15 protein-coding genes are annotated in these 24,756 nt (G+C 65.8%); 6 read left to right on the plus strand and 9 right to left on the minus strand.

The features are described from left to right. Positions 1-8 precede the first annotated feature (8 nt). From AC3RCG_RS19100 to AC3RCG_RS19115, 4 genes are read right to left on the minus strand one after another with little or no spacing between them, the layout of a single operon-like run. The gene (locus AC3RCG_RS19100) at positions 9-1,235 is read right to left on the minus strand and encodes an NAD(P)/FAD-dependent oxidoreductase (RefSeq protein ID WP_492405401.1); all 1,227 of its coding nucleotides are present in this window, start codon (positions 1,233-1,235) and stop codon (positions 9-11) included. Next, on the minus strand, positions 1,232-1,594 hold the full coding sequence (gene nirD, locus AC3RCG_RS19105) for a nitrite reductase small subunit NirD (protein ID WP_492405399.1): 363 nt from the start codon (positions 1,592-1,594) through the stop codon (positions 1,232-1,234). Before nirD ends, AC3RCG_RS19100 begins: the two co-directional genes overlap by 4 nt. A gap of 3 nt (positions 1,595-1,597) precedes the next feature. Then, the gene (gene nirB / locus AC3RCG_RS19110) at positions 1,598-4,150 is read right to left on the minus strand and encodes a nitrite reductase large subunit NirB (protein ID WP_492405397.1); all 2,553 of its coding nucleotides are present in this window, start codon (positions 4,148-4,150) and stop codon (positions 1,598-1,600) included. A 10-nt stretch (positions 4,151-4,160) separates the two neighbouring features. Beyond that, positions 4,161-5,468 (minus strand): MFS transporter, encoded by a 1,308-nt coding sequence (locus tag AC3RCG_RS19115; RefSeq protein ID WP_070222231.1) that lies wholly within the window; start codon positions 5,466-5,468, stop codon positions 4,161-4,163. A 334-nt stretch (positions 5,469-5,802) separates the two neighbouring features. Between AC3RCG_RS19115 and AC3RCG_RS19120 the strand changes: the two genes are divergently transcribed. Together AC3RCG_RS19120 and AC3RCG_RS19125 are read left to right on the plus strand one after the other, a co-directional pair. Then, the gene (locus AC3RCG_RS19120) at positions 5,803-7,518 is read left to right on the plus strand and encodes a CehA/McbA family metallohydrolase (RefSeq protein WP_492405395.1); all 1,716 of its coding nucleotides are present in this window, start codon (positions 5,803-5,805) and stop codon (positions 7,516-7,518) included. 214 nt (positions 7,519-7,732) lie between these two features. Beyond that, a complete protein-coding gene (locus tag AC3RCG_RS19125) occupies positions 7,733-9,838 on the plus strand; it encodes a prolyl oligopeptidase family serine peptidase (protein ID WP_492405393.1) in 2,106 nt (701 codons plus the stop codon). A gap of 237 nt (positions 9,839-10,075) precedes the next feature. Here the strand turns inward: AC3RCG_RS19125 and AC3RCG_RS19130 are convergent, their stop codons facing one another. Further along, the gene (locus tag AC3RCG_RS19130) at positions 10,076-10,699 is read right to left on the minus strand and encodes a glutathione S-transferase family protein (protein WP_492405391.1); all 624 of its coding nucleotides are present in this window, start codon (positions 10,697-10,699) and stop codon (positions 10,076-10,078) included. A gap of 252 nt (positions 10,700-10,951) precedes the next feature. Between AC3RCG_RS19130 and AC3RCG_RS19135 the strand changes: the two genes are divergently transcribed. Beyond that, positions 10,952-13,657 carry a M1 family metallopeptidase gene (locus tag AC3RCG_RS19135; RefSeq protein WP_492405389.1) on the plus strand — a complete coding sequence of 902 codons (2,706 nt, stop codon included), beginning with the start codon at positions 10,952-10,954 and terminating at the stop codon, positions 13,655-13,657. Positions 13,658-14,160: 503 nt separating this feature from the next. On the opposite strand, the gene AC3RCG_RS19140 is transcribed toward AC3RCG_RS19135, so the two are convergent. Beyond that, the gene (locus AC3RCG_RS19140; RefSeq protein ID WP_492405387.1) at positions 14,161-15,039 is read right to left on the minus strand and encodes a LysR substrate-binding domain-containing protein; all 879 of its coding nucleotides are present in this window, start codon (positions 15,037-15,039) and stop codon (positions 14,161-14,163) included. 111 nt (positions 15,040-15,150) lie between these two features. Here AC3RCG_RS19140 and AC3RCG_RS19145 point away from each other — a divergent pair, with 111 nt between their 5' ends. Continuing rightward, complete coding sequence (locus AC3RCG_RS19145) at positions 15,151-16,047, plus strand: alpha/beta fold hydrolase (RefSeq protein WP_492405385.1); 897 nt, start codon at positions 15,151-15,153, stop codon at positions 16,045-16,047. A gap of 137 nt (positions 16,048-16,184) precedes the next feature. Further along, positions 16,185-16,913, plus strand: a complete 729-nt coding sequence (locus AC3RCG_RS19150; protein ID WP_492405384.1) for a YceI family protein — start codon at positions 16,185-16,187, stop codon at positions 16,911-16,913. On the opposite strand, the gene AC3RCG_RS19155 is transcribed toward AC3RCG_RS19150, so the two are convergent. After that, on the minus strand, positions 16,876-17,505 hold the full coding sequence (locus tag AC3RCG_RS19155) for a LysE family translocator (protein ID WP_326456293.1): 630 nt from the start codon (positions 17,503-17,505) through the stop codon (positions 16,876-16,878). The genes AC3RCG_RS19150 and AC3RCG_RS19155 overlap by 38 nt on opposite strands. Positions 17,506-17,739: 234 nt before the next feature. On the opposite strand from AC3RCG_RS19155, the gene AC3RCG_RS19160 reads away from it, so the two are divergent. Beyond that, a complete protein-coding gene (locus AC3RCG_RS19160; RefSeq protein WP_492405381.1) occupies positions 17,740-20,562 on the plus strand; it encodes a hybrid sensor histidine kinase/response regulator in 2,823 nt (940 codons plus the stop codon). Here AC3RCG_RS19160 and AC3RCG_RS19165 read toward each other — a convergent pair. Together AC3RCG_RS19165 and AC3RCG_RS19170 are read right to left on the minus strand one after the other, a co-directional pair. Continuing rightward, positions 20,547-21,458, minus strand: coding sequence for an alpha/beta hydrolase (locus AC3RCG_RS19165; protein ID WP_492490368.1), 912 nt, complete (start codon positions 21,456-21,458; stop codon positions 20,547-20,549). The genes AC3RCG_RS19160 and AC3RCG_RS19165 overlap by 16 nt on opposite strands. A 2-nt stretch (positions 21,459-21,460) precedes the next feature. Beyond that, positions 21,461-24,598, minus strand: a complete 3,138-nt coding sequence (locus AC3RCG_RS19170) for an NAD(P)-binding protein (RefSeq protein ID WP_492403007.1) — start codon at positions 24,596-24,598, stop codon at positions 21,461-21,463. Positions 24,599-24,756 lie beyond the last annotated feature (158 nt).

Genomic DNA, 24,756 nt, shown 5'->3' on the forward strand with positions numbered 1-24,756 from the left:
GGTCGCTGTCAGGCGGCCTGGGCGCACAGCGCCTGGCCAAACAATAAATGGGCGCGCAGCTTGCTGATGTCGCGGCGCTGCTGGATCAGGTCGAAATACCAGGGACCGTCCTGCACGTCGCCATACAGCACGGCGCCGGCCAAGCGGCTGCCCTGCACCACGAGCCGCTTGTAGACGCCACGCCTCGGATCGCGCAGCACCAGGTCTTCGCTGCCCTCGCCGCCGATGATGTCGCCGGCCGAATACAGGTCGATGCCCGTCACTTTCAATTTGGTGGCGCTGGCTTGCTGCACGTAGCGGCGGTGCCCGGCGCCGGCCAGATGCGCGCCGCACACGCGCGCCTGTTCCCAGATGGGCGCGACCAGACCGAAGGTGGCGCGCCGGTGCTGCACGCATTCGCCCACGGCGTACACGCGCGGGTCGTAGCTTTGCAGGCAGTCGTCGACGACGATGGCCCGTTCGCAGTGCAGGCCGGCCGCTTGCGCCAGCGCGATGTTGGGGCGCACGCCGGCCGTCATCACCACCAGGTCGGCGGGAATGCTGCTGCCGTCCGCAAACTGCACGCCTTCCACGCGGGTCCTGCCCATGATGGCGGAGGTTTGCGCCTGCATCAAAAATCGCAGACCGCGCGCTTCCAGCGCCGATTTCAGCAGCATCGATGCGGGCGCGTCGAGCTGCTGGTTCATCAGGGCGCCGCTCATGTGCACCACCGTCACGTCCATGCCCTGGCGCTGCAGGCCGTTGGCCGCTTCCAGTCCCAGCAAGCCGCCGCCGATGACGACCGCGTGGCGGTGCTGGCGCGCCGCCCGCAGCATGGTGTCGACATCGTCGATATCGCGAAAACCGATCACGCCGGGCAGTTCGTGGCCCGGCACGGGCACGATGAACGGGGTGGAACCGGTGGCCAGCAGCAGGCGGTCATAGCGCACCTCGATGCCCGACAGCGCCTGCACGGTGCGCGCCTGGCGGTCGATGCGCACCACGGGGTCGCCCGCGTGCAGGGTGATGCCGTGCTGCGCATACCAGTCGCGCGTGTGCAGCATGATGTCGTCCACCGTCTTTTCGCCGGCCAGCACGGGAGACAGCAGGATGCGGTTGTAATTGCCGTGCGGTTCGGCGCCGAAGACGGTGATGTCGTACAGGTCCGGCGCGAGTTTCAGCAATTCCTCGACCGTGCGCATGCCGGCCATGCCGTTGCCGACCACGACTAAAGACGGCCGTGCGGCGGTGTTCACAGGGCCACCCACACCATGCCGCCGAACACGCGCGCCGGCCAGGCGGCCACCGAGTGTTCAGGCGCTTCGATGCACTCGCCGCTGGCCAGGTCGAAGTGCTGCTTGTAGATGGGCGACGCCACCACGACGCGCTCGCCGATGCTGCCCACCAGCCCGCGCGAGAGCACGGAAGCAGCGGCGTTCGGGTCGACATTGTCGATGGCGTACACGCGCGGCGCGGCATCGCCGACGCGGAACACGGCCACGTGCCGGCCGCCCAGCAGCGCGCACACGCCCGTGTCGGGCACGATGTCCGTCAAGGGGCAGATGGCCACCCAGTTGTCGGCGCTGGCGCTGTTCAATTCATTCATCGCATTCATGGCTCACGCCTCCACGGCAAGGATGGGGATCACGGTGTTGCGGCGTTCAAGGGGCGTGGCGGGCCGGATCTGGCCCCGCTCTTCCACGAACACGACGTTTTCATCGTTCTTCCCGCTGTTGACGAAATGGCGGAAACGCTGGCGCACGGCGGGATTCGAGACGGCTTCCTTCCACTCGCAGGCATAGGTGTCGACCACGTGCTGCATGTCCGCTTCCAGCTCGTGGGCGATGCCCATGCGGTCGGCCACGACGACGGCTTTCAGGTAGTCGAGGCCTCCTTCCAGGTTGTCGCGCCACACGCTGGTGCGCTGCAGGCGGTCCGCCGTGCGCACGTAAAACATCAAAAAGCGGTCGACATAGCGCACCAGGGTCGCTTCATCGAGATCGGATGCCAGCAGTTCCGCGTGGCGCGGCTTCATGCCGCCGTTGCCGCACACGTACAAATTCCAGCCTTTTTCCGTGGCGATCAGGCCGATGTCCTTGCCCTGCGCCTCGGCGCATTCGCGCGTGCAGCCGGAGACGCCGAACTTGATCTTGTGCGGCGTGCGCAAGCCCTTGTAGCGGTTCTCCAGTTGAATCGCGAAGCCCACGCTGTCGGCCACGCCGTAGCGGCACCAGGTGGAGCCGACGCACGATTTCACCGTGCGCAGCGACTTGCCGTAGGCGTGGCCCGACTCGAAGCCGGCCGCGATCAGCTCTTCCCAGATGGCCGGCAACTGATCCACGCGCGCGCCGAACAGGTCGACCCGCTGTCCGCCCGTGATCTTCGTATAGAGACCGTATTTTTTCGCCACCATGCCCACGGCGATCAAGCCGTCGGCCGTCACTTCGCCGCCCGGCATGCGGGGCACGACGGAATACGTGCCATCCTTCTGGATATTACCGAGAAAATAATCGTTACTGTCCTGCAGGCTGGCGTGCACGGGCGACAGCACGAAATCGTTCCAGCAAGACGCGAGGATATTCGCCGCCACGGGCTTGCACACATCGCAGCCGAGACCCTGGCCATGCGCGGACAGCAGTTCGCCGAAGCTGCGGATTTTCCCCACGCGCACCAGATGGTGCAATTCCTGGCGCGAATACGCAAAGTGTTCGCACACGTGATTGTTGACGGCCAGGCCCTGCTTCTGCATTTCCGCCTTCATGATCTGCGTCACCAGCGGCACGCAGCCGCCGCAGGCCGTGCCGGCTTTCGTGCAGGATTTTAATGCGCCGATGCTGGTGGCGCCATCGGCGACGGCCGCGCACAGCGCGCCTTTCGACACGTCGTTGCACGAGCAGATTTGCGCCGACTCGGGCAAGGCGTCCACACCGAGTCCCGTCTTTTGCTGGCCGTCCGCCTGCGGCAGGATGAGGAATTCCGGCGATGCCGGCAGCTCGATCTTGTTGAGCATCATCTGCAAGAGCGTGCCGTATTCGCTGGCGTCGCCCACCATCACACCGCCCAGCAGGTACTTTCCGCAGTCGGAAACGACGATCTTCTTGTAGATCTGCTTGCGCTCGTCCATGAACTGGTAGGAGCGGCTGCCCGGCGCATTGCCGTGCGGGTCGCCCAGGCTGGCCACGTCCACGCCCATCAGTTTGAGCTTGGTGCTCATGTCGGCGCCCTTGAACGACGCTTCGCCCTCCTCCTGCAGCAGGTGGCGGGCAGCGATGCGGGCCATTTCGTAGCCGGGCGCCACCAGGCCGAACACCAGGCCGCCCCACAGCGCGCATTCGCCGATGGCATAGATGTCCGGGTCGGACGTGACGCAGCTGTCGTCGATGGCGATGCCGCCGCGCGGTCCCACCTCCAGGCCGCAGGCGCGCGCCAGCTCATCGCGCGGGCGGATGCCGGCCGAGAAGACGATCATGTCCGCTTCCAGGTGGCTGCCGTCGGCGAACTGCATGCGGTGCGTGGCAGCTTCGCCGTCGACGATGGCCAGCGTGTTCTTTTGCGTGTGCACGGTCACGCCCAGCTCCTCGATCTTGCGGCGCAAGACACGCGCGCCGCCCTCGTCCACCTGCACGGCCATCAGGCGCGGCGCGAATTCCACCACGTGGGTGTCGAGCTTCAGGTCGCGCAAGGCTTTCGCGCATTCGAGGCCCAGCAAGCCGCCGCCGATGACCACGCCCGTTTTCGACTTGGCACCCCAGGCCAGCATGGCTTCCAGGTCTTCGATGGTGCGGTAGACGAAGCAGCCATCGCGCTCCTTGCCCGGCAGCGGCGGCACGAACGGCGTCGAGCCGGTGGCGAATACGAGTTTGTCGTAGCTCAAGACCTCGCCCGTGCTGGCAGTGACGGTTTTCGCCGCGCGGTCGATGGACACGGCGCGTGCATTGAGCTTTAACACGACGTTGCCCTTGTCGAAGAAGCCGGGCGCCACCAGCGACAGGTCCTCGGCCGATTTGCCGCTGAAAAATTCGGACAGGTGCACCCGGTCGTAGGCGGGGCGCGGCTCTTCGCACAAGACCGTCACGGACAGGTGCGGCGCGTTGTCCAGGGCCAGGCGTTCGAGGAATTTATGCCCGACCATGCCATGGCCAAGGACGACGATGTTCAAGGGGTGGTTCATTGCGCTCTCCTCAGGCCGCGGCCATGTTCGGTTCGGCCGCCAGGCCCGTGAAACGGGCGGCGATGGCGCACAGGGCCGAAATCACCACCAGCGCGCTGAGGATGATCAAGGTCTGGCGGATGTCGCCCGTGCCTTTCATCAGGAAACCGGCCGCCACGGCGCCCACGTTGCCGCCCGCGCCGATGATGCCGGCCACGCCGCCGAGAGCCTTGCTGTCGATGAAGGGCACCAGCGCGTAGGTGGCGCCGCACGCCATGTGGGTGAACAGGCCGAAGACCAGCATGGCGATGACGGCCCAGGTGACGCTGTCGACCTTGGCAAACCACAGCAAGCCCACGCCTTCGCCTATCATCAGCATGAACAGCAGGGTCACGCGGCTGTTCAGGTTGCCGCGCAGGGCCAGTTTGTCGGACAGCCAGCCGCCCAAAGCGCGGGCAAACAGCGCCAGCAGGCCGAAGCTGCCGGCGGCCAGGCCCGCCGATTTCAACGACAGGCCGAAATGGTCGACGTAGTAGACGGCGGCGATGTTGTGGATGAAGATTTCTATGCCGAAGCAGGCGCCGTAGGTGACGAACAGCAGCCAGACGCGATAATTGCTGCTGGCGGCCTTGAAGCTGTCCCAGCCACCGCTTTTACCACCACCTTTACCGCCTTCGATGGCGGTGCCGGCGGCGCGCAAGTCCGAATAATTACCTTCAGGGCAATCCTGCGTATAACGCCAGTACAGCACGGCCATCACCAGCATCAGCACGCCCGGCACCAGCAGGGCCACGCGCCAGCCCAGCGATTCGGACACGCCCAGCATCAGCACGGCGCCGAGCAGCAGCGGCATCAGCGCCTGCGCCGCGCCGCCGCCCGCATTGCCCCAGCCGGCGGCGGCCGCGTTTGCCGTGCCGACAACACGCGGGGCGAACATCACGGAGGTGTGATATTGCGTGATGACAAAGCTGGCGCCGACGGCGCCGATGCCCAGGCGGAAGAACAGAAAGCTTTCATAGCTTTGCGACGCGGCCACGCCCAGCACGGGAATGGCGCCGAGCAGCAGCAAGCCCGTGTACGTCTTGCGGGGGCCGTAGCGGTCGCACAAGGGCCCGACGATCAGGCGCACGAGGATGGTGATGGCGACGGCCGCGATATTGATGTTTGCCACTTGCGCCAAAGAAAGGCCGAACTCGCCCTTGATGACAGGCATCAGCGGGGCGCAGGCGAACCAGGCGAAGAAACACACGAAAAATGCCATCCACGTGAGGTGGAATGCCCGCATGGGCGGCGTGGCGAGGGAGAAGAGCGCGATGCGCGTTGCTTTTTGGCTGGCCATGATGGTTTCCCGAAGTATCCCGAAAATAACAAAGATGCAAACAAAAACGGCGCCCGCCCCCGCCGATGAAAAAATCAGCCAGAGCGGACGCCGTTGTCCAGGTGGTCCGTCGTTGGACCGTTGTGCGTTTATTCAGGGGATCGCCGTTGATCCGTACCTTCTGTTTAGCAAGCCCCGTGCCAGGCCCGTCCCAGGGGCAGGGTGCCTATTTGTACGGACTTTGCGCCAGGTCATGGCACCTGGCGGTGCAGGCACGCCTCTTCTTGGTGCGTCGGGGAACTCGAAAGTGCAATGTTTGTCTAATTGATATTGAGTTCATGAAGCGGAGGCCGGCATGTTCGGGCAACTGCGGCAATGGCAGCCACGGCGCGGCTTGGCGCGCGCGCTGGCATGCGTCTGCGTGGGTGCGCTCTTGATCGCCTGGAGTAACACCGCCGCAGCGCAAGATGGCTCTCCCGAACCGAGGGAGCACAGCGAGCTGGACGCGACCGTGTTCGCACCGTTCCACGCGGCGCGCGGCGAACGGGTCACGCAGGCGCGCACATTCGTCGTGCGCCTCACGTATCCGGACGAAGGCCGCGCCCATGCCGTGCGCTGGACCCTGACCTTGTCCGGTCCCGGCCCGCAAGGCGCCGTGCTGCGGCGCTGGTCGGGCACGGAACAGGTGGGCGCCGGCGGCAAGCGCGTCAACTTGCCCTGGGATGGCCGCGCCGATGCCGATGCGCGCGAACGGCGCATGCTGGCGCCGGACGGCTTGTACGAGCTGCGCCTGCTGGCCGTGGCCAATGCCGGCACGCCGCGCGAAGCGCAGGTGGAACAGCAATGGCAAATCGCGGTGCAGCGGGGCGCCAGCACGGCGCCCCGGGTGCCCGCCTTCCAGGCCGGCCTGCAACAACTGTCTCGCCTGGATGAGGAGCCCGGCTACCGCATCGTCTACGCCAACCTGCACAGCCAGACGCGCCACAGCGACGGCGGCGCGGCGCTTGATGCCTGCCATGGCGCGCAGGAGCCGCAAACGGCGCCGTTCGGCCCCATCGACGCCTATAAATATGCGCAGGATCACGGCCTGGACGCCCTGCTGACATCCGAGCACAACCATATGTATGACGGTTCGGACGGAACCAATCCCGCAGCCACGCCTGCCGAAGCGAAGGCCTTGTACCAGACGGGGCTGGCCGAAGCGGCCGCCTATACAAACGCCCACCCCGGTTTCCTGGCCCTGTACGGCATGGAATGGGGCGTCATCAACAAGGGCGGCCACCTGAACATCTTCAATAGCGACCAATTGCTGGGCTGGGAAAGGAATGCCCGGGGCGAATTGCTGGCCGACCTGGAAACGCCGAAAAACGACTACGCCGCCCTGTATGCGCTGATGCGCGAACGGGGCTGGATCGGCCAGTTCAACCACCCTGCCTATGCGGGCCAGTTTCTCGTCGATGGCCAGCCGCTCGGCTACACGCCGGACGGCGATGCGGCCATGGTGCTGTGCGAAGTGATGAATACATCCGCGTTTTCCACCAACGACCAGGAAACGGAAACGCGGCGCAGCAATTACGAGGCGGCCTGCAACCGTGCCCTGGCGGCCGGCTACCACGTGGCCTTCAGCAGCAACCAGGACAACCACTGCGCCAACTGGGGCGCGTCGTACGGCAACCGCACGGCCGTGCTGGTGGCCAGCCCGGCCGCCGGCATGCCCGTGTCACGCGACAGCTTCCTCGACGCGCTGCGCGCGCGCCGCGTGTTTGCCACCATGGACAAGCACGCGCAGCTGCTGTTCACGGCCAATGGCAAGCTGATGGGCGAACGTTTCGACAACCACGGGCCGCTGCAACTGTCCACCCATTTCAGCAACAGCGCGGGACGCCAGGCGGCCGCCGTCGCCATTTTCCACGGCGTACCGGGCGGCAACGGCTCCGTTACGCAAGTATCGGACCAGGCTGAGCTCACCGTCACGCCCGCGCCCGGCCCCCATGTCTATTACGCGCGCCTGACGCAGGACGACGGCAACATCGTCTGGTCGGCGCCCGTGTGGGTCAATCAGCTGCCGTGAACGCCGCGCATCAGGGCACGGCAACGGCACGGACTGGTACACCAAGTGCCGCAGATTCTACGGCCCTGCTCTTTTCCAGCAAACAATATTGGAAAAGTAACTATTTTTTCAGGTAGCCGTCCATAGACACTGGTTCCTCACAGCAATCCATGGCACCATGGCTGCGCCGTTTTGCCTGCAACGCGGCCTCCACCGGACCAACCAGGAACCTTACATGTCGTCATATCGCACTCTCGCCGGCAGCATGCTGCTCGGCCTGGCCGCAGCGGGCCTCGCCCACGCGCAAGCCCCAGCCCCTGCCGCCGCCAACACCGATCCCCACCTGTGGCTGGAAGAAGTCCTCGGCGACAAGCCGCTGGCCTGGGTCAAGCAGCACAATGCCGTCACCACCAAAGAGCTGGAAGCCCAGCCCGGCTTCGCGGCCCTGCAGGCGCGCCTGAAAACCATCCTCAACTCGAAGGAACGCATTCCCTACGTCAGCAAGGAAGGCGCGTTTTACTACAATTTCTGGCGCGATGCCCAGCACGTGCGCGGCATCTGGCGCCGCACCACGCTGGCGCAGTACCAGCTGGCCGAACCCGCGTGGGAAACCGTGATCGACCTCGACCAGCTGGCCGCCGGCGAGCATGAAAACTGGGTCTGGGGCGGCGCCTCCTGCCTGTATCCGAAGGGCGAACGCTGCCTCATTTCCCTGTCGCGCGGCGGCGGCGACGCCAAGGTGGTGCGCGAATATGACGTGGCCAAGCGCGCCTTTGTCGATGGCGGCTTCACCCTGCCCGAAGCGAAGAGCAGCGCCAGCTGGATCGACCAGGACACCTTGTTCGTGTCCACCGATTTCGGCCCAGGCTCGATGACCAGCTCGGGCTACCCGCGCATCATCAAACAGTGGCAGCGCGGCACGCCGCTGGCGCAGGCGCACACCTTGTATGAAGCCAAACCCGACGACTTGAGCGCGGGCGCCTACAAGGACTTCACGCCCGGCCACGAACACCAGTTCATCGAGCGGCAAATCGATTTCTACAGCGGCGAAATGTTCCTGCGCGAAGGCGCCGATCTGAAAAAAGTGCCGAAGCCGGACGACGCGACGGCCTTCACCGTACGCGATCAATTGATCATCACCCTGCGCTCGGACTGGAAAGTGAACGGCAAGACCTACGTGCAAGGCTCGCTGCTGGCGTCCGACTTCAAGGCCTTCATGCAGGGCAAGCAGGAGCTGGAATTGCTGTACGCGCCCACGGCCACCTCGTCGCTGGACAATGTCACGGCCACCAAATCGGCCATCCTCGTCACCACCCTGGACAAGGTCAAGAACCGCCTGACGGAACTGCGCCACGTGAACGGCAAGTGGCAGCGCCGCGCCGTCGACGCGCCGAAGCTGGGCACCCTGGCCGTCAGCGCGCTCGACCCGGTCGATTCGGACCAGTACTTCCTGACGGTGACCGACTTCCTCAATCCGACCACCCTGTACCTGGCCACGGCGCAAAGCGACCAGCGCACGAAAATCAAGTCGCTGCCCGCCTACTACGATGCGGCGCCGTACAAGGTGGAGCAGTTCGAATCGACGTCGAAGGACGGCACCAAGGTGCCCTACTTCGCCATCATGAACAAGAAGACGAAGTTCGACGGCAGCAACCCCACCGTGCTGTATGGCTATGGCGGCTTTGAAGTGTCGCTCAAACCGAGCTACAGCGGCACCACGGGCGTGGCGTGGCTGGAAAAGGGCGGCGTGTATGTGCTGGCGAATATCCGCGGCGGCGGCGAATTCGGCCCCCGCTGGCACCAGGCGGCGCTGAAGGAAAACCGCCAGCGCGCGTATGACGATTTCATCTCGGTGGCGCAGGATTTGATCAAGCGCAAGGTCACCAGTCCGCGCCACCTGGGCATCATGGGCGGCAGCAATGGCGGCCTGCTGACGGGCGCCGTGCTGGTGCAGCGTCCCGATTTGTTCAACGCCGTCGTCAGCCAGGTGCCGCTGCTCGACATGCGCCGCTATAACAAGATGCTGGCGGGCGCTTCGTGGATGGGTGAGTACGGCGATCCGGACGTGCCGGAACAATGGGCCTACATCAGCAAGTACTCGCCGTATCAGAACGTCTTCAAGGACAAGAAATATCCGCGCGTGCTGTTTACCACCTCGACACGCGACGACCGCGTCCACCCAGGCCATGCGCGCAAGATGGTGGCGAAAATGGAAGAGCAAGGCCACGACGTGCTGTACTGGGAAAACACGGAAGGCGGCCACGCGGGTGCCGCCAACAACGACCAGCAGGCGCTGATGTGGGCGCTGACCTACACCTTCCTGCACGAGCAGCTGAAGTAAGTGGTGATGTCGGATGACGCGTTCCGCTAATCCGAACTACCGGGCTGTCGGTAAACGCAGGCCGGCGTAGGTCGGCGTAGGTCGGCTTAGCCCAACGGGCGTAAGCCGACAACATTGTTGGCCAGCCCGCGATGATGTTGGATTACGCGTCCCGCTAATCCAACCTACCGGGCGTAGGTCGGCTTAGCCCAACGGGCGTAAGCCGACAACATAGTTGACGAGGCCCGCACGCAAGGCCTACTTCGCCTGCGCGCTGGGCCGCTCGGCGATGCGGTCGCGGTAAGCCTGCAGGTTCGACAACCCTTCCGCTCCCGGCCGGTACTTCATCAGCCCGCGTACAAATTCCAGTGCGCAGAAGGCCGTGATGTCGGCAATCGTAAAGCGTTCGCCGGCGATGTAGGGCTGGTGGGCCAGCACCTGGTCCAGCCATTGCGCCGTCTCGCGCAGCTTGCCCGCCTGCGCCGTGGCGAAATCGGGAAACTGCGGGTTTTCCAGCGCCACCAAGGCCGGATGACCGTGACGCACCCAGTTGGCGGCGGCGCTGAACAAATGCAGTTCCACGCGGCGGTCGGCCATTTCAATGAAGGCGCGCTCATCGAATCCCTCGCCCATCAGGTTCGGCTGCGGCTGCAAGCCTTCCAGGTAGGTGCAGATGGCGCGCGTCTCGGTCAGCACGCGTCCGTCGTCCAGTTCCAGCACGGGCACGCGGCCCAGCGGGTTTTTCGCCAGGAAGGCGGGATCGCGGTGATGGCCGGCCATCAGGTCGAGCGCCACTTCCTCGATGCCGGTGATGCCCTTCTCGGCGATGAACATGGTGACGCGGCGCGGATTGGGCGTGCGGGGGCTGATAGTGAGTTTCATGTGCAGGTCTCGTCTCGTTATGGTGGTGGCCAATCAGGCGCGGCACCAGCCTGTGGCAATGCAGTCAGACGCCCATCATACCAGCGCACCGGCATGGTGCGGCGCCCCTGGCGCGTTGACTTTGCCCCCGTTTCGCCTTAGATTGCTGTACGGGAACGCTGGCCGCCAGTTCCAGCGATGTCCCCCACACGTCATCAACGCCCGCAGCCTATCCGGCTGGCGGGCGTTTTATCCATGAACCAAGGGCATACCATGCATCGCACACCGACTCCGCGCTTCCGGCGCAGCCAACTGGCCGCCGCCGTCCTGGCACTGGCTTCCATCACCGCAGCCCATGCAGACAATGCAGCTCCCGCCGCCAGGTACGTCTCGGCCAGCCATGCGCCCGGCACCACCACGCAGCTGCCGCGCGGCGTCACGCCTTTGCACTATATCGTGTCGATCACGCCGGACGCCGCCGCCTCTACCTTCAAGGGCGAGGTGGCCATCAAGGTGGCGGTCGACGCGCCGACCGCCAGCATCACCTTCAATGCCTTGAACCTGACGTTTGCGGCCGCCGCCATCGAAGGCGCGGGCGGCAGCAAGCAGGTGACGCGCAAGATCGCGTTCGATGCGGACAAGCAGACGGCCACCGTGCATTTCGCCGAACCCGTGGCGAAGGGCGAGTACCTGCTGCGCATCGATTACAGCGGCAAGATCGGCACGCAGGCCACGGGCCTGTTCTCGCTCGACTACGACACGCCGCAAGGCCGCCAGCGCGCGCTGTACACGCAGTTCGAAAATTCGGACGCGCGCAGCATGCTGCCATCGTGGGATGAACCGGACTACAAGGCCACCTTCGATCTCAACGTGGTCGTGCCGAGCAACCAGATGGCCGTCGGCAACATGCCGATCGCCAGCAGCGAGGAACTGGGCAATGGCATGAAGCACGTGTACTTCGCCACCACGCCGCGCATGTCGACGTATCTGCTGTTCTTCGGCCTGGGCGACTTCGAGCGGGCCACAACGATGGCCGACGGTACGGAGATCGGCGTCATCACGAAGAAAGGCGCGCTGGCGCAAAGCCGCTTCGCGCTCGACGAGTCAAGCGCCCTGCTGCGCGAATACAACGATTATTTCGGCGTGCGCTATCCGCTGCCCAAGCTCGACAACATCGCCGCGCCGGGCCGCAGCCAGTTCTTCGGCGCCATGGAAAACTGGGGCGCCGTCTTCACTTTCGAATATGGCCTGCTGCTTGACCCGGCCATCTCGACCCAGGCCGACAAGGAAAACATCTACACCACCCTGTCGCATGAAATGGCGCACCAGTGGTTCGGCGACCTGGTCACCATGCGCTGGTGGGACGACCTGTGGCTCAACGAAGGTTTTGCGTCGTGGATGGAAAGCCGCACCACGGAGCGTCTGCACCCCGAGTGGAACACGGCCCTGTCCAGCGTGGGCGGGCGCGAGTCGGCCATGAGCCAGGACGCGCTGCGCACCACGCATCCGGTGGTGCAGCGCATCGCCACCGTGGAGCAGGCCAGCCAGGCCTTCGACGGCATCACCTATCAAAAGGGCGAGGCGGTGATCCGCATGCTCGAAGCGTATGTCGGCGCCGACACGTGGCGCACGGCCGTGCGCAGCTATATGCGCAAGCATGCGTATGGCAATACGGTGTCCGACGACCTGTGGCGCGAAGTCGATGCGGCCGCCGGCAAGCCGGTCAGCGCCATCGCCCATGATTTCACGTTGCAGCCGGGCGTGCCGATGATCACGGTGGACAACGCCGTGTGCCGGAACGGCAATACGCGCGTGCGCCTGACGCAGACGGAATTTTCCAAGGACCAGCCGAACAAGAAACCGCTGTCGTGGAAAGTGCCCGTCATCGCCTCGACGGTCGGCAACGGCAAGCTGGCCACGGTGCTGGTCAGGAATGGCAAGGCGACCTTGAACGTGCCCGGCTGCGGCGCCCTGCTGGTGAACGCGGGCCAGAGCGGCTACTACCGCACCGTGTACGCGCCCGCCAACACGCGCGCGCTGGCGCGCAGCTTCGCGCGCCTGGCGCCGATCGACCAATTGGGCTTGCTGGCGGACAGCCAGTCGCTGGGCCTGGCGGGCGCGCAAAACCTGGCCGACTTCCTGGAACTGGTGAAAGCGACGCCGCTGTCGGCCGATCCGCAGGTACTGGGCAAGGTGGCCGCCTCCCTGGGCAGCCTGTACGAACAATATGCGGGCGATAGCGCGGAAAGCAAAGCGCGCCAGCAGGCCTTCGGCCGCTTCGCCATGGCGCGCCTGGCGCCGATGATGGCGCAGACGGGCTGGGAAGCGCGCGCGGGCGAAGCGTCGAGCGTGGCGACCCTGCGCGGCCAGCTGATCGCCATCCTCGGCGACATGGGCGAACCGGGCGTGATCGCCGAGGCGCGCCGCCGCCATGCGGCCAGCGAGCAAGACCCCGCCGCCATGCCCGCGCCCCTGCGCCGCACCATCCTGGGCGTGGTGGCGCAGCATGCGGACGCCGCCACTTGGGAGCAGCTGCACGCCCGCGCGCAGCAGGAAAAGACGCCGCTGGTGAAAAACCAGCTGTACGACCTGCTGGCCTCGAGCGACGATCCCGCCCTGGCGCGGCGCGCATTGGCGCTGGCGCTGACGGATGAACCGGGCGTGACCAACAGCCCGGCCATGATCTCGCGCGTGTCGCGCACGCATCCGGAACTGGCCTTCGACTTTGCGCTGGCGCACCTGGAGCAAGTCAATGCGCGCATCGACGCCAGCTCGCGCAGCCGCTACTTCCCGCGCCTGGCCGCCGGTTCGGCGCAGCCGGACATGATCGCCAAGCTGGAAGCATACGCGCAGGCGCACCTGCCGGCCGGCGCGCGCGGCGACGCCGACAGTTCCGTGGCCGGTATCAAGTATCGCATCAAGCTGCGCGCCGAACGGCTGCCGGCCGTCGATGCATGGCTGGCGAAACAGGCGGGCTAATCGGCTTTCCCGGCGCCGCGGCGCCGGGAACGGATGAAAACGCAGGCAAAAAAAACCGGCTTCGCAAAGTGCGGTAGCCGGTTGAAACGCTGTTTCAGAGCGCAGGGATAAAACGGGAAAAACACATGAAGAAGTGGAAATCGTGCCGGTCATTGAGGTGTCCGGCAACCTTGCGCCCGGGGTCTCCGTGCGCCATGTATCCACTATGCCAGTCCTTCCCTCGGGCAGGCTTAGGACTTCATTAAAGCCCCGCCCGATTCCTGCATTTCCCCTGCCCCACCCTGCAAATACTGCCATAAAACAATTTTTACATGTCTGGTGCCGATGGTTGAGCTCACCGGCTAAGCTGTTGAGTCATGCCTGCATCCTATCGCTCCCGGAGCGTAGTGATCTGCGCAATGCATGCTGTGTGCCAACGAAAGCATCATAACAGCGGCATATGACCGCCTTATGACGCAGGCTAAACTTTCATACTTTCATCGGCATTTCCGGCGCCGCCGGCATCATGCGTGAAACTGGTGCCGCTGTCCCGCGCCGCGCACGGCGTCCACCAGCGCCAGCACGGCCGGCGTATTGTTGCGTGGAAAGGCATAAAAACGGGCATCGGGTAATGGCGGCAAGCCCTCTTCCGCTCCCAGGATGCGCAAGCCGTCGCGCAACTGGCTGCGCGCCACGGGCGTCACGGCAAAGCCGGCCAGCGCCGCCGCCACGCAGCCGGCCATGCTGCCGCTGTCAAACGCCAGCCGCCAGGCACGGCCCGCCTGCGCCAAAGCGGCCAGCGCCGCTTCGCGGTACACGCACGGCGAGGGAAACAGCGCCAGCGGCACGGGCAGTTGCGGATCGGGCAGGCGGCCGGCCGCATACGCCCATACCAGCGGCTCGGCCCACAGCAATTCGCCGGCCCCTTCCGTGCGGCTGCATTGCTTGCCGAAAATGACATCGATCTGCTCGTGCGCCTGGCGCCGCAGCAGGTCGGCCGTGATGCCCACCTTCAACTCGATCGACGCTTGCGGATGCCAGCGCTGGAACGTCTGCAGCACTTGCGGCAGCCACGTGCCCGCGAAATCTTCCGACGCGCCCAGGACCAGCCGCCCCTGCACCGATGCACCGCTGAGCCTGGCCCGCGCCTCGCGTTCCAGGTCGACGATATTGCGCGCATACATGTACAGCAGTTCGCCGGCCGCCGTCAGCTCCAGGCTGCGCGTCGTGCGCGCCAGCAACTGTTTGCCGGCGCTGTGTTCCAGGCGCTTGATATGCCCGCTGACAGCCGACGGCGTCAGCGCCAGGTTTTGCGCGGCCAGCGCGAAACCGCCCGTATCGACCACTTCCAGCAGGCTGCGCAAGAGGACGATGTCCAGGGTTATTGCCGGCAAGGCGTGCATGGTACGCTCCAATTCATCAAGATATGATCATAATATCGATGAATTGCTCACGAATCAAATGCATTGCCGGCGCTACCATGACGCTCTCCCCTCACCTTCGTCAGGAATGCCATGCAAGACTATCACTACATCGCCACCCCGCTGCTGGACGTGGCCTACCTGGAATGGAACGCCGCCGGCAGCCGCTGCGCCGTGCTGGTACACGGCTGGCCCGACAGCCCGGAAAGCTGGGCCAAAACGGCGACGGCGCTGGCCGCCGCTGGCTACCGCGTGCTGGCGCCCGCCCTGCGCGGCTTCGCGCCCACGCGCTTTCGCCATGCGGACACGCCGCGCAGCGGCCAGCTGGCCGCGCTGGGACGCGACTTGCTCGACTTTATCGATGCGATGCAACTGGATCAGCCCTTGCTGGTGGGCCACGACTGGGGCGCGCGCGCCGTCGCCAATGCCTGCGGCTTGCGCCACGATGCGGCATCCGGCCTCGTCATGCTGTCGGTAGGCTATGGCACGAATGACCCACGGCAAGAACTGTCTTACCAGCAGGCGCGCAACTACTGGTACCACTGGTTCATGGCCACGCCGCGGGGCCAGCATGCGGTCGAGCATGACCGCCACGCGTTTGCCCGCATGATGTGGGACAGCTGGTCGCCCGCCGGCTGGTATGGCGAAGCCGATTTCGGGCAGGCCAGCCGCGCTTTCGACGGTCCCGACTGGGCCGAGGTGGTGCTGCATTCCTACCGTCACCGCTGGGCGTTTGCCGAGGGCGACCCCGCGTACGCGGCCGACGAAGCGCGGCTGCACCCGGCGCCCGTCTTGCCGGTGCCCACCCTGGTGCTGCATGGCGCGGCCGACACCTGCAACCATCCGGACAGCTCGGCTGGACGCGAACGCCATTTCAGCGGCGCCTACCAGCGCGTGCTGCTCGAAGGCATCGGCCACTTCCCGCAGCGCGAAGCGCCGCAGGTGGTCGCCAGCGCCATCCTCCTGTTTGTCGACGGACAGGCGCGGTAAACGCTATCCCTGTACTCCGTCCTTGCGCGGCCGCCTGCGAAGGGGCTAGCGCCGGGCAGGCTGGATCGCTTACTATCGCCCCATCGCGCCTTGCGCCTCTGCACGCGCAGTCCATGTCCAGCCAGGAGTTTTCATCGATGCACACTGTTCACCGCCGCATGCTGCTGGCCGGCGCCTGCGCCGTGCTGCTATCCTGCACGCCCTTGCCGCCCGCGCCGGCCCCCGCTTCCGCGCCGGCCGCCCCTGCCGCCGTGCCGGCGCCCGCGTGGCAGCGGCAAGGCGTGCAGCTGCTGCACATCGCGCCCGACGAGTCCCTGCTGACCATCACCGTGCGCCGTGGCGGCGCGCTGGCGCGGCTCGGGCATGATCACGTGGTGGCCAGCCGCAGCCTGCAGGGCATCGTGGCGCCCGCGCCGGGGCGCGCGCAGTTGCGCTTCCGGCTCGACGAGATGACTGTGGATGAAGAAAGCTTGCGCCAGGCGGCGGGCCTGGCGACGACGCCGTCGGCCGACGCCATCGCCGGCACGCGCCACAACATGCTGGTGCGCGTGCTCGAGGCGGAACGCTATCCGTGGGTCAGCATCGAGGCGCGCCGCACGGGCGACAAGCAGGTGTTTGATGCGGACATCACCCTGCATGGCGTGACGCGCACGGTGCGGCTGCCGGTGCGCGTCGAGCAAGCGGCCGACGGGCGCAGCCTGCAGGCCAGCGGCAGCCTGCTGCTGAAACAAAGCGACTTCGGCATCGTGCCGTTCGCCATCCTGGGCGGCGCCATGGCCGTGCAGGACCAGATGGAACTGGCGTTCCGCATCACCGCCCGGCAAGAGGTCAGCGCGCCAGGATCAGGCGCAAGCCCAGGCCGATGAAGATGGTGCCGGCCACGCGGTCCAGCCACAGGCCGGCGCGCGGGCGGCGGTTGAGCCACAGGCCGACAGCGCCGGAAAAATAGCCGAGCAGGCCGAACAACACGCACGCCTGCGCCGTGAAGACCAGGCCCAGCTGCGCCGTCTGCCAGCTGGCACTGCCCTGGCCCGCGACGATGAACTGCGGCAGGAACGAGAGGAAAAACAATACGACTTTCGGATTGATACTGTTGGCAAACAGTCCCTTGCCGAACAGGCGCAGCAAGGATTCGTCGGGCAAGGCGGCCGCGCCATCGACTCTGGCGCCGCCACGGCTGCGCAGGGCGCCGATGCCCAGCCATACGAGGTACAGCCCGCCGGCCACTTTCAGCGCCGTAAAGGCCGTGGGCGAAGCGGCCAGCAGGGCCGACACGCCGATGGTCGCCAGCACGGTGTGCGTGAGGCAGCCAAGGGCGCAGCCCAGGCCGAACGCCATGCCCTGGCGGCGCCCGCGCGACATGCCCACGCCCAGCACCATCAGGTTGTCGGGGCCAGGACTGGCGGTGATCAAGACGGCGGCGGCCAGGAAGGCCAGGAACTGGTCGGGACTGAGCATGAATATCTCGCGGGCAAAAGCGCCATGATACCGGAGCGGGCGCCAGGCGGACAGGACATGAATTTGCCCGTGTGTCACCGAGAGTCGATTAAAATGGACACTCCACAGCAAACGGCGTTGCCGCCAATTCCCGCGCGACCATCACCCACTCCATCGATGCCAGCCCACTCGCTCCCTCCCTGCCACCGCGCTTCCAGCTCCCGCGTCAGCGCCTGGCTATGCAGCTGGCCGCTCGTGCTCAGCCTGCTGTTCGGCCTGCTGGGTCTGGCGGGCGCGGCGCAGGCGACTCCCTTGCCTCTGAGCAAACAAGGCATCGCTCACCTGGGCAAGGGCGGACAACTATTTCTTGCCGAAAATGAAGCCGCGCCTGCCGATGCCGCCGCCCTGCCCGCCTGGCTGGCGCGCCAGCGCCCGGCCGACCAGGTCGACCTGTTCGGCGGCGCCTACTGGCTGCATGCGCAGGTGCGCAACGACAGCAGCGAATCGGCCTGGGTCATCGACCCGAACGACACCCTGATCGACCTGGTCGACGTCTACGTGTATGGCCCGGGGCCGCACGCGGCGCCGAGTACCTTGCTGACGGGCTACCAGCGGCCGCACGACTATTTGCTGCACTACGGCATGAACGTGCAGCTGGCGCCGGGCGCCACGTACGACATCCTGATCCGCTTTTCCAGCCCCTACTACGCGCGCGCGCCCCTGTTCGGCGTGAAGACGCAGCACGACTACCGCAAGCTGGTGGGCAAGGAAAACTTCCTGATGGTGGCCTCCATCGGCGCCCTGCTGGCGCTGGGCCTGTTCAATTTCTTCATCTTTTCCATCACCCTGGAAAAGGCGTCGGCGTATTACACGCTGTACGTGCTGACGTACGGCCTGGCCTGGGCCATGACCTTCCACGTGTTTGCCGACCTGTTCGACTGGCACCAGCTGCAGCTGCATTACGTGCCGTTTTTCCTGCTGCCCGTCTTCAGCACCCTGTTCTACATGCATTTCCTGCGCCTGCGCGACTACTCCCTGCTGCTGTACCGTCTCAGCAAGGTCAACCTGGCATTGCCCTTGCTGCTCCTGCCCAGCTGCTTTTTCGCCCTGTCGTATGCGCACACGCTGGCCACCATCGCCATCAGCATCTGGATGCTGCTGGCGCTCATCTGCGGCATCGTCGTCTGGCGCCGCGGCTACCAGCCGGCGCGCTTCTTCGTGCTGGCCTTCGTCGCGCTGATGCTGCCCGGCTTTCTGATCCTGCCGGCCAACCTGGGGCTGATGCCGGCCATGGTGGCCAACGCCCAGCTGGTGACCCTGCTCGGCGGCACCTTCGACGGCTTGCTGCTGGCCTTTGCCCTGGCCGACCAGATCCGCCTGCTGCGCAACAACCTGGAACAGCGGGTGCAGGAACGCACCCTGGCGCTCACCCTCAGCAACGACGCCCTGCTGAAGGCCAAGGAGCATGCGGAAGTGGTCAGCCGCCACCGCATCGATTTTCTGTCCGCCATGAGCCACGACATCCGCACGCCGCTGGCCGGCGTGATCGGCATGCTGAAATTCGCCCTGCGCGACCAGTCCGTGCGTGGCCGTACGCAGGAATACTTGCGCATCGGCCTGCACAATGGCGTCTCGCTCCTGACCATCCTCAATGACATCCTAGACTTTTCCAAGATCGACGCGGGCAAGCTGACCCTGGAAACCGTGGACTTCGACCTGCTGGCGCTGATCGGCGACGCGGCCGGCATCGTGCAAGGCCAGGCCGACGCCAAGAGCCTGCTGCTGCGCCGCGAACTGGCGCTGGACCTGCCCCGCTACGTGCGCGCCGACCCCACGCGCCTGCGGCAGATCCTCATCAACCTGCTGGGCAACGCGCTGAAATTCACGGCCAATGGCGAAGTGCTGCTGGAAGTGCGGCGCGCCCGCACGCCGCCGCGCCGCGATGGCCGCAGCGAGATCGAATTCATCATCAGCGATACGGGTCCCGGCATCGACGCGGACACCTTGCCGCGCCTGTTCCAGAAATTCGAGCAGGCCGACCATTCCACCACGCGCCGCTACGGCGGCACGGGCCTGGGCCTGGCCATTTGCAAGGAACTGGTCGAACTGATGGGTGGCACGATCGGCGTGGAAAGCCGGGTCGGCATCGGTTCGCGCTTCCACTTCACCTTGCCGCTGGAAGACGGCAGCGCGCCGGCGGCCGACGCGCGCCGGCCGGTGCGCCAGGCGCGCCACGCCTGCCGCCTGCGCATCCTGTGCGCCGAAGACGTGCGCACCAACCAGATCATCATCGGCACCCTGCTCGAAAGCATGGGCCATGAGATCACCATCGTGGAAAACGGCGAACAGGCGCTGCGCGCGCTGGGATCGGGCCCCTACGACTGCGTGCTGATGGATGGCCGCATGCCGGAAATGGATGGCGAACAGGCCGCGCGCCTGATCCGCGACGGCGGCAACGCCCAGTTCCCCATTCCCGACGCGCAGATTCCCATCCTCGCGCTGACGGCCAACGCCAGCGAACATGACCGGCAACGCTACCTGGCCGCCGGCATGGACGACTTCCTCAGCAAGCCCGTCGACGAAGCGCTGCTGTTCGAGAAAATCGACGCCATCATCGACCTGCTGCTGGCGCGCGGCCACGCGCTGCCGCAGGCCGCACCCATCGACGACGACACCCTGGCGCGCCAGTTCGGCCTGGACGATGCCGACGACGCGCAGGCGCAAACGCCGGCGCCGGCCGATCCCATGACGGCGCCCGTGCACATCCTGCCGCTGGCAGGCTTGTCGCCGCAGCACTTGCAGCGCATCGCGCAAGCGTTCCTGACGGAAGCGCCGCGGCGCCTGGACCTGGCTTGCCATGCCGTGCGCGACGGCAATGCCAGCGCGGCGGCGGCCGCTTTCCACGCCTTGAAAGGCAGCGCCGGCTACTTGAGCCGCCCCACCCTGCACGGCCTGTGCCACCAGATGGAAACCCTGGCCTCGAACGGCCAGCTCGATAACGTGGAACAGTTCCTGCCGCAGCTGCGGGCGGCGCTGGACGTGGCGCGGCGGGATCTGGAAACTCAGCCCGAAGGCTGAGGCATCCAGCCCCGCGATTGCAGCCACGCCAGCAGCAGTTGCGGCCACACGGCCGGTTCGCTACCCGGCTTGCCCAGGCCCCAGCCATGGCCGCCGTGCCGGAACTGGTGCAGTTCAACAGGCACGCCGGCGCGGTCCAGGGCAGCGCCCATCAAGCGGCTGTTGTCGGGCGGTGAAATCGGGTCGTCCAGCGCCTGCGCGATGAACATGGGCGGCGTGCGCGCATCGACGTGGCGTTCCACCGACAGCGCATCGCGCGCCGCCTGCGTGGGGTGGCTTCCCAGCAGCTCTTTCTTCGCATGCGTCGTGTCGAACGGCGGCTGCATGGTCAGCACGGGGTATAGCAGCACGACGAAATCGGGCCGCGCGGAGACGCCATCGATCGCATCGACGGACGCATACAGGGCGGCGTCCGGCTGGACGGCCGTCATGCCGGCCAGGTGCGCGCCGGCGGAAAAACCCAGCATGCCGATGCGCGCCGGATCGATGCCCCACTCGGCCGCACGCGCCCGGATCACGCGCATGGCCCGCTGGCCGTCCTGGAACGGCGCGGCCACCCCGCCGCCTTCCTGCGGCAGACGGTACACGAGTTCAAACGCCGTGACGCCCTGTGCTTGCAGCCAGGCGGCGGCGGGACCGCTTTCCTTGCCCGCCTCGATATGCGCATAGCCGCCGCCGCTGACCAGCAGGACGGCCGTGCCGTCCGGCCGCGTCGGGCGGTGTGCGATCAGGTAAGGCTGCGCCACCTGCGTGATGGAGCCTTTGGCGCTGTCGCGCTGCGGACCCGGCGCCGCGCCGCCGGGCGGAGCGCCGGGCCACAGCACAATGGCGCCCGGCGGCGCGGCGCCCGCGTGCAGGTGGATCAGGACAAGGCACAGCAGCATCAGGCCTTGCATGCCTAGAAATCCGTCTCGCCCTGGATCACGGCCGGATAGCCCGTCATGGCGCGCGAAGTCTGCATGCCGGCCATCACGGCCGCCTCGACGCAGCCCGCGTTCAGGCCCGTCCTGATCCAGTCGCCCGTGAGGAACAGGTTGCTGAAGCCCGACTGGTCGGTCGCCAGCCGGTACTGCGTGCTGCCCACCACCGACATCACGTAGCGCTCGGACGGGTCGACGTTGGCGCGCCAGTACTGGCTGTCGAAGCGCGCCGGTCCCGTGCCGGCCTTCGCATCGACCAGCCATTGCCACGGAAACGCGCCCGGCCCGCCCGCCTCGGGCCACAGCGCGCCGATCTCGCGTTCCAGCTGATGCAGCGCGCCCTGTTTCGCCTTGGCCGCGCAGCGGGCGGGAAAGCCCGTGTCGGTGACGGGCGGATAGCTGTCGACAGGGAAGGCGCTGCAAAAGTACGAAACGTTTTTCGGTTCCAGCCCCGCCGGCCAATCCTCGTGCGCCAATAACTGGTCCATCGGCGCCCACGTGTCGTACGGCTCCGTGAAGGCCGACAGCACCGGTTGCTGGCCCTTCGGCTGCGTGGTCCAGCCCATCTGAGACAAATCCTTGTTGAGCCAAACCTGGTAAGCCTGCGTGGCCACCGTTTTCACCTTGTCGGCCGCCAGTTGCAGGGCCGGACTTTGCGCCAGCAGTTGCGGGCACAGGGCTTGCAGCGAGCCGATGGAAATGCCGAACACCACCTTGTCGAAATCGACGCCCTTCTTCAATACCGTGGCGGGCAGCGCGCGGCCGAACGCCTGCGCATACTGCTGCGGCCAGTCGCTCCAGTACGATTCCAGGTTGACTTCCTGCGCCTGCAGCAGCGCCGCCTGGGCCGGTTCGATCTGCGCGTAATCGGGCGCGCTGGGCCAGCACGGCAAGCCTTTCACGTCCACCAGCGGCGCGTAACCGGCGGCCGGGTCCTTCAATTGCACCTGCTGCGTGATGCGGATGCTGTCGATGTCGCCCGCGCCCGGCACCAGTTCTTCCACGCGCTGGAAGAACTTGAATTCCACGCCGCGCTTGCGCAGCACCTCGTACAGCGGTGTGAAAATCGTGTCGCCCATGCCGGCCTGCATCTTGAACATGATGCCGCCCTTGTAGGCCAGGCCGATGCGCGCCATCGAACGCAGCAAGGTGCCCGCCTCGATGTTCGGCTTGGAAAAATCGCCGTCCTCGTAGGCAAACACCAGGTCGTAAAAGCCGCGCACGGGCGCCGAATTGACGCTGAACTGCTCGTCGCCGCCATGCTTGCGCAGCCAGGCGCGGAAATCGATGTCGTTGATGACGTCAAAGCCGTTCTTGAACACGCCATCCTCGAACATGCCCTTCATGACCGTGATGCCCAGGTCCAGGCAGGTGAACAGGCGGCGCAATTCATCGTCGCCATCGATCAGCGCGCGGTAGCGCAGGCGCAGCCAGGCGCGGATGCCGTTCAGGGTGCTGGCCAGCAGCTGGTGGCGGGCCTGGTCGTGGCGCGTGGAGTCCGGCGCCAGGTCGGCCACCAGCGCCGCCAGCGCGCCCACGGACAAGCCCACGTCCAGCCCCAGTTCATCGGCCTGCCCCACCACTTCGTCGGCCAGGCGGCGCAACCAGCCCGGCCACACGCCTTCGCCCTGCGATGCGCTGGCGCGCACGATGCGCGCGTCGGCGTCCGCCACCTGGCGGATCTGGCGTATCCACTGCTCGATCCAGCCCACCATGGCGATGGCCATCTGCCACAGGGTGACGTCTTCGCCGCCCTCGCCCGGCTCGCCCGGCAAGGTGGGAAAGACAATGGACCAGTTGCGCCATTGTCCCTTGACGTCTTCCGACAGGGCCACGTAATCGTGTTGTTTAAAAGCGTCGCGCCAGGTGGCCAGCGGCGCGCCGGGCGGGCGTTCCAGGCTGGCGTATGCTTCCTTGATCATCCTGAAGGCGTTCGCGTAGAAGCCGAACCAGATGTGCAGGCCGTGCTCCTCGATGCGCTGGCCCGCCTGCGCATTGCGCCCGCTGGCGCCCTTGCCGCCCAGGCGCCAGCCCAGCTGGTAGACGGTGATGGCATGCCGGTTTTGCCAGCCCGGCTGGTTCGTCAAATAATACGCGGTGGTCATGGCCGCCACGCCGCCGCCGAGGATGGCGATCTTTTCCGGCGCGATGCGGGAATTGTCGACCAGTTCCTCGCCCGGCATGGCCGTGAAATCGAAGTTCACATTGAAGGGCAAAATGGCCGCCTGCGGTCCCAGCTGCAAACCCAGGGTCTGGTCCAGCGGGAAGCTGTCGAAGGCGTGCACCGTGCATTCGTATTCATAGCCGAGCAGGCGCGCGCTGTGCAGGCGGTTGATTTCGGCCGGCGCAGCCACCAGGGCCTGGTACACGGCTTTCACGCCCGCGCTGTCGGGGAATTGCTTGAGGAAAATCTGATCGATGCGCGGGTTGCGCAGCAAGGACAAAATATCGGCCCAGCCAGCCTGGTCCATGTCGAAGAAATCGGGAATGGAGAGAAAAATCTCGAATGCCTGCTCGATGAGTTCCAGGAAACTGTTGACGGGTTTGTGCGGCCCCGTCTGCACGGTGGCATTGACTTCCAGCAGCGGGTGCAGGGCCAGCTTCGTTTCCGGCGAAAAATGCTGGAAGCCCTTGGCGGCGACGGAGCAGCGCAGCGGCTCGCTGCCGGCGGCGGGAATTTCGTAGTCGCACAGGTATTTCGGATAGCCGAACAGTTCGCGCCCGTTGATCAGGGCCATGGCGTCATCCACAAAAATGTGGCACGGATACCAGTAGATATGCGCGAGCTTGCCGCGTTCATCCATCTGGCCGACCATGATCCAGGTGACGATGTCGACTTCCGTGATCCAGCCCTTGGCCTGGTCAACGGGGTTGGCCGAGTCCGCATGGTTGACGCGCGTAAACGTCAGCATCACATACGGCGACAGGGCTTTCAGAGTCATCTTGCTGCCGGCCACCTGGTTCAGCGTGGTATTCACGGTGGCCTGCAGCTTGGCCAGGTCGCCCCTGACGAAATAGCCGTACATTTCCGACTGTTTCAATTGCAGCGGCGAGTGCATCATCACCGAACCGCCCTGATAGATATACGAAGGTCTTGCCGAAGGTATCGCCGTCATTGCCCTGCCCCTAAATGAAGTTTCAGACAAACAAGATTGCTATAGTGTATTTGAGAAAGAACAATGAATGATATGAAATAAATTAAAGGCTTTGCCAAGATGCATAGGCTCAGCAGCCCGACGCCTGTGCACCGCAGCCGGGGCAAGCCCATGCCATC

This window comes from Janthinobacterium sp. GW823-FHT01H08, assembly GCF_058797855.1.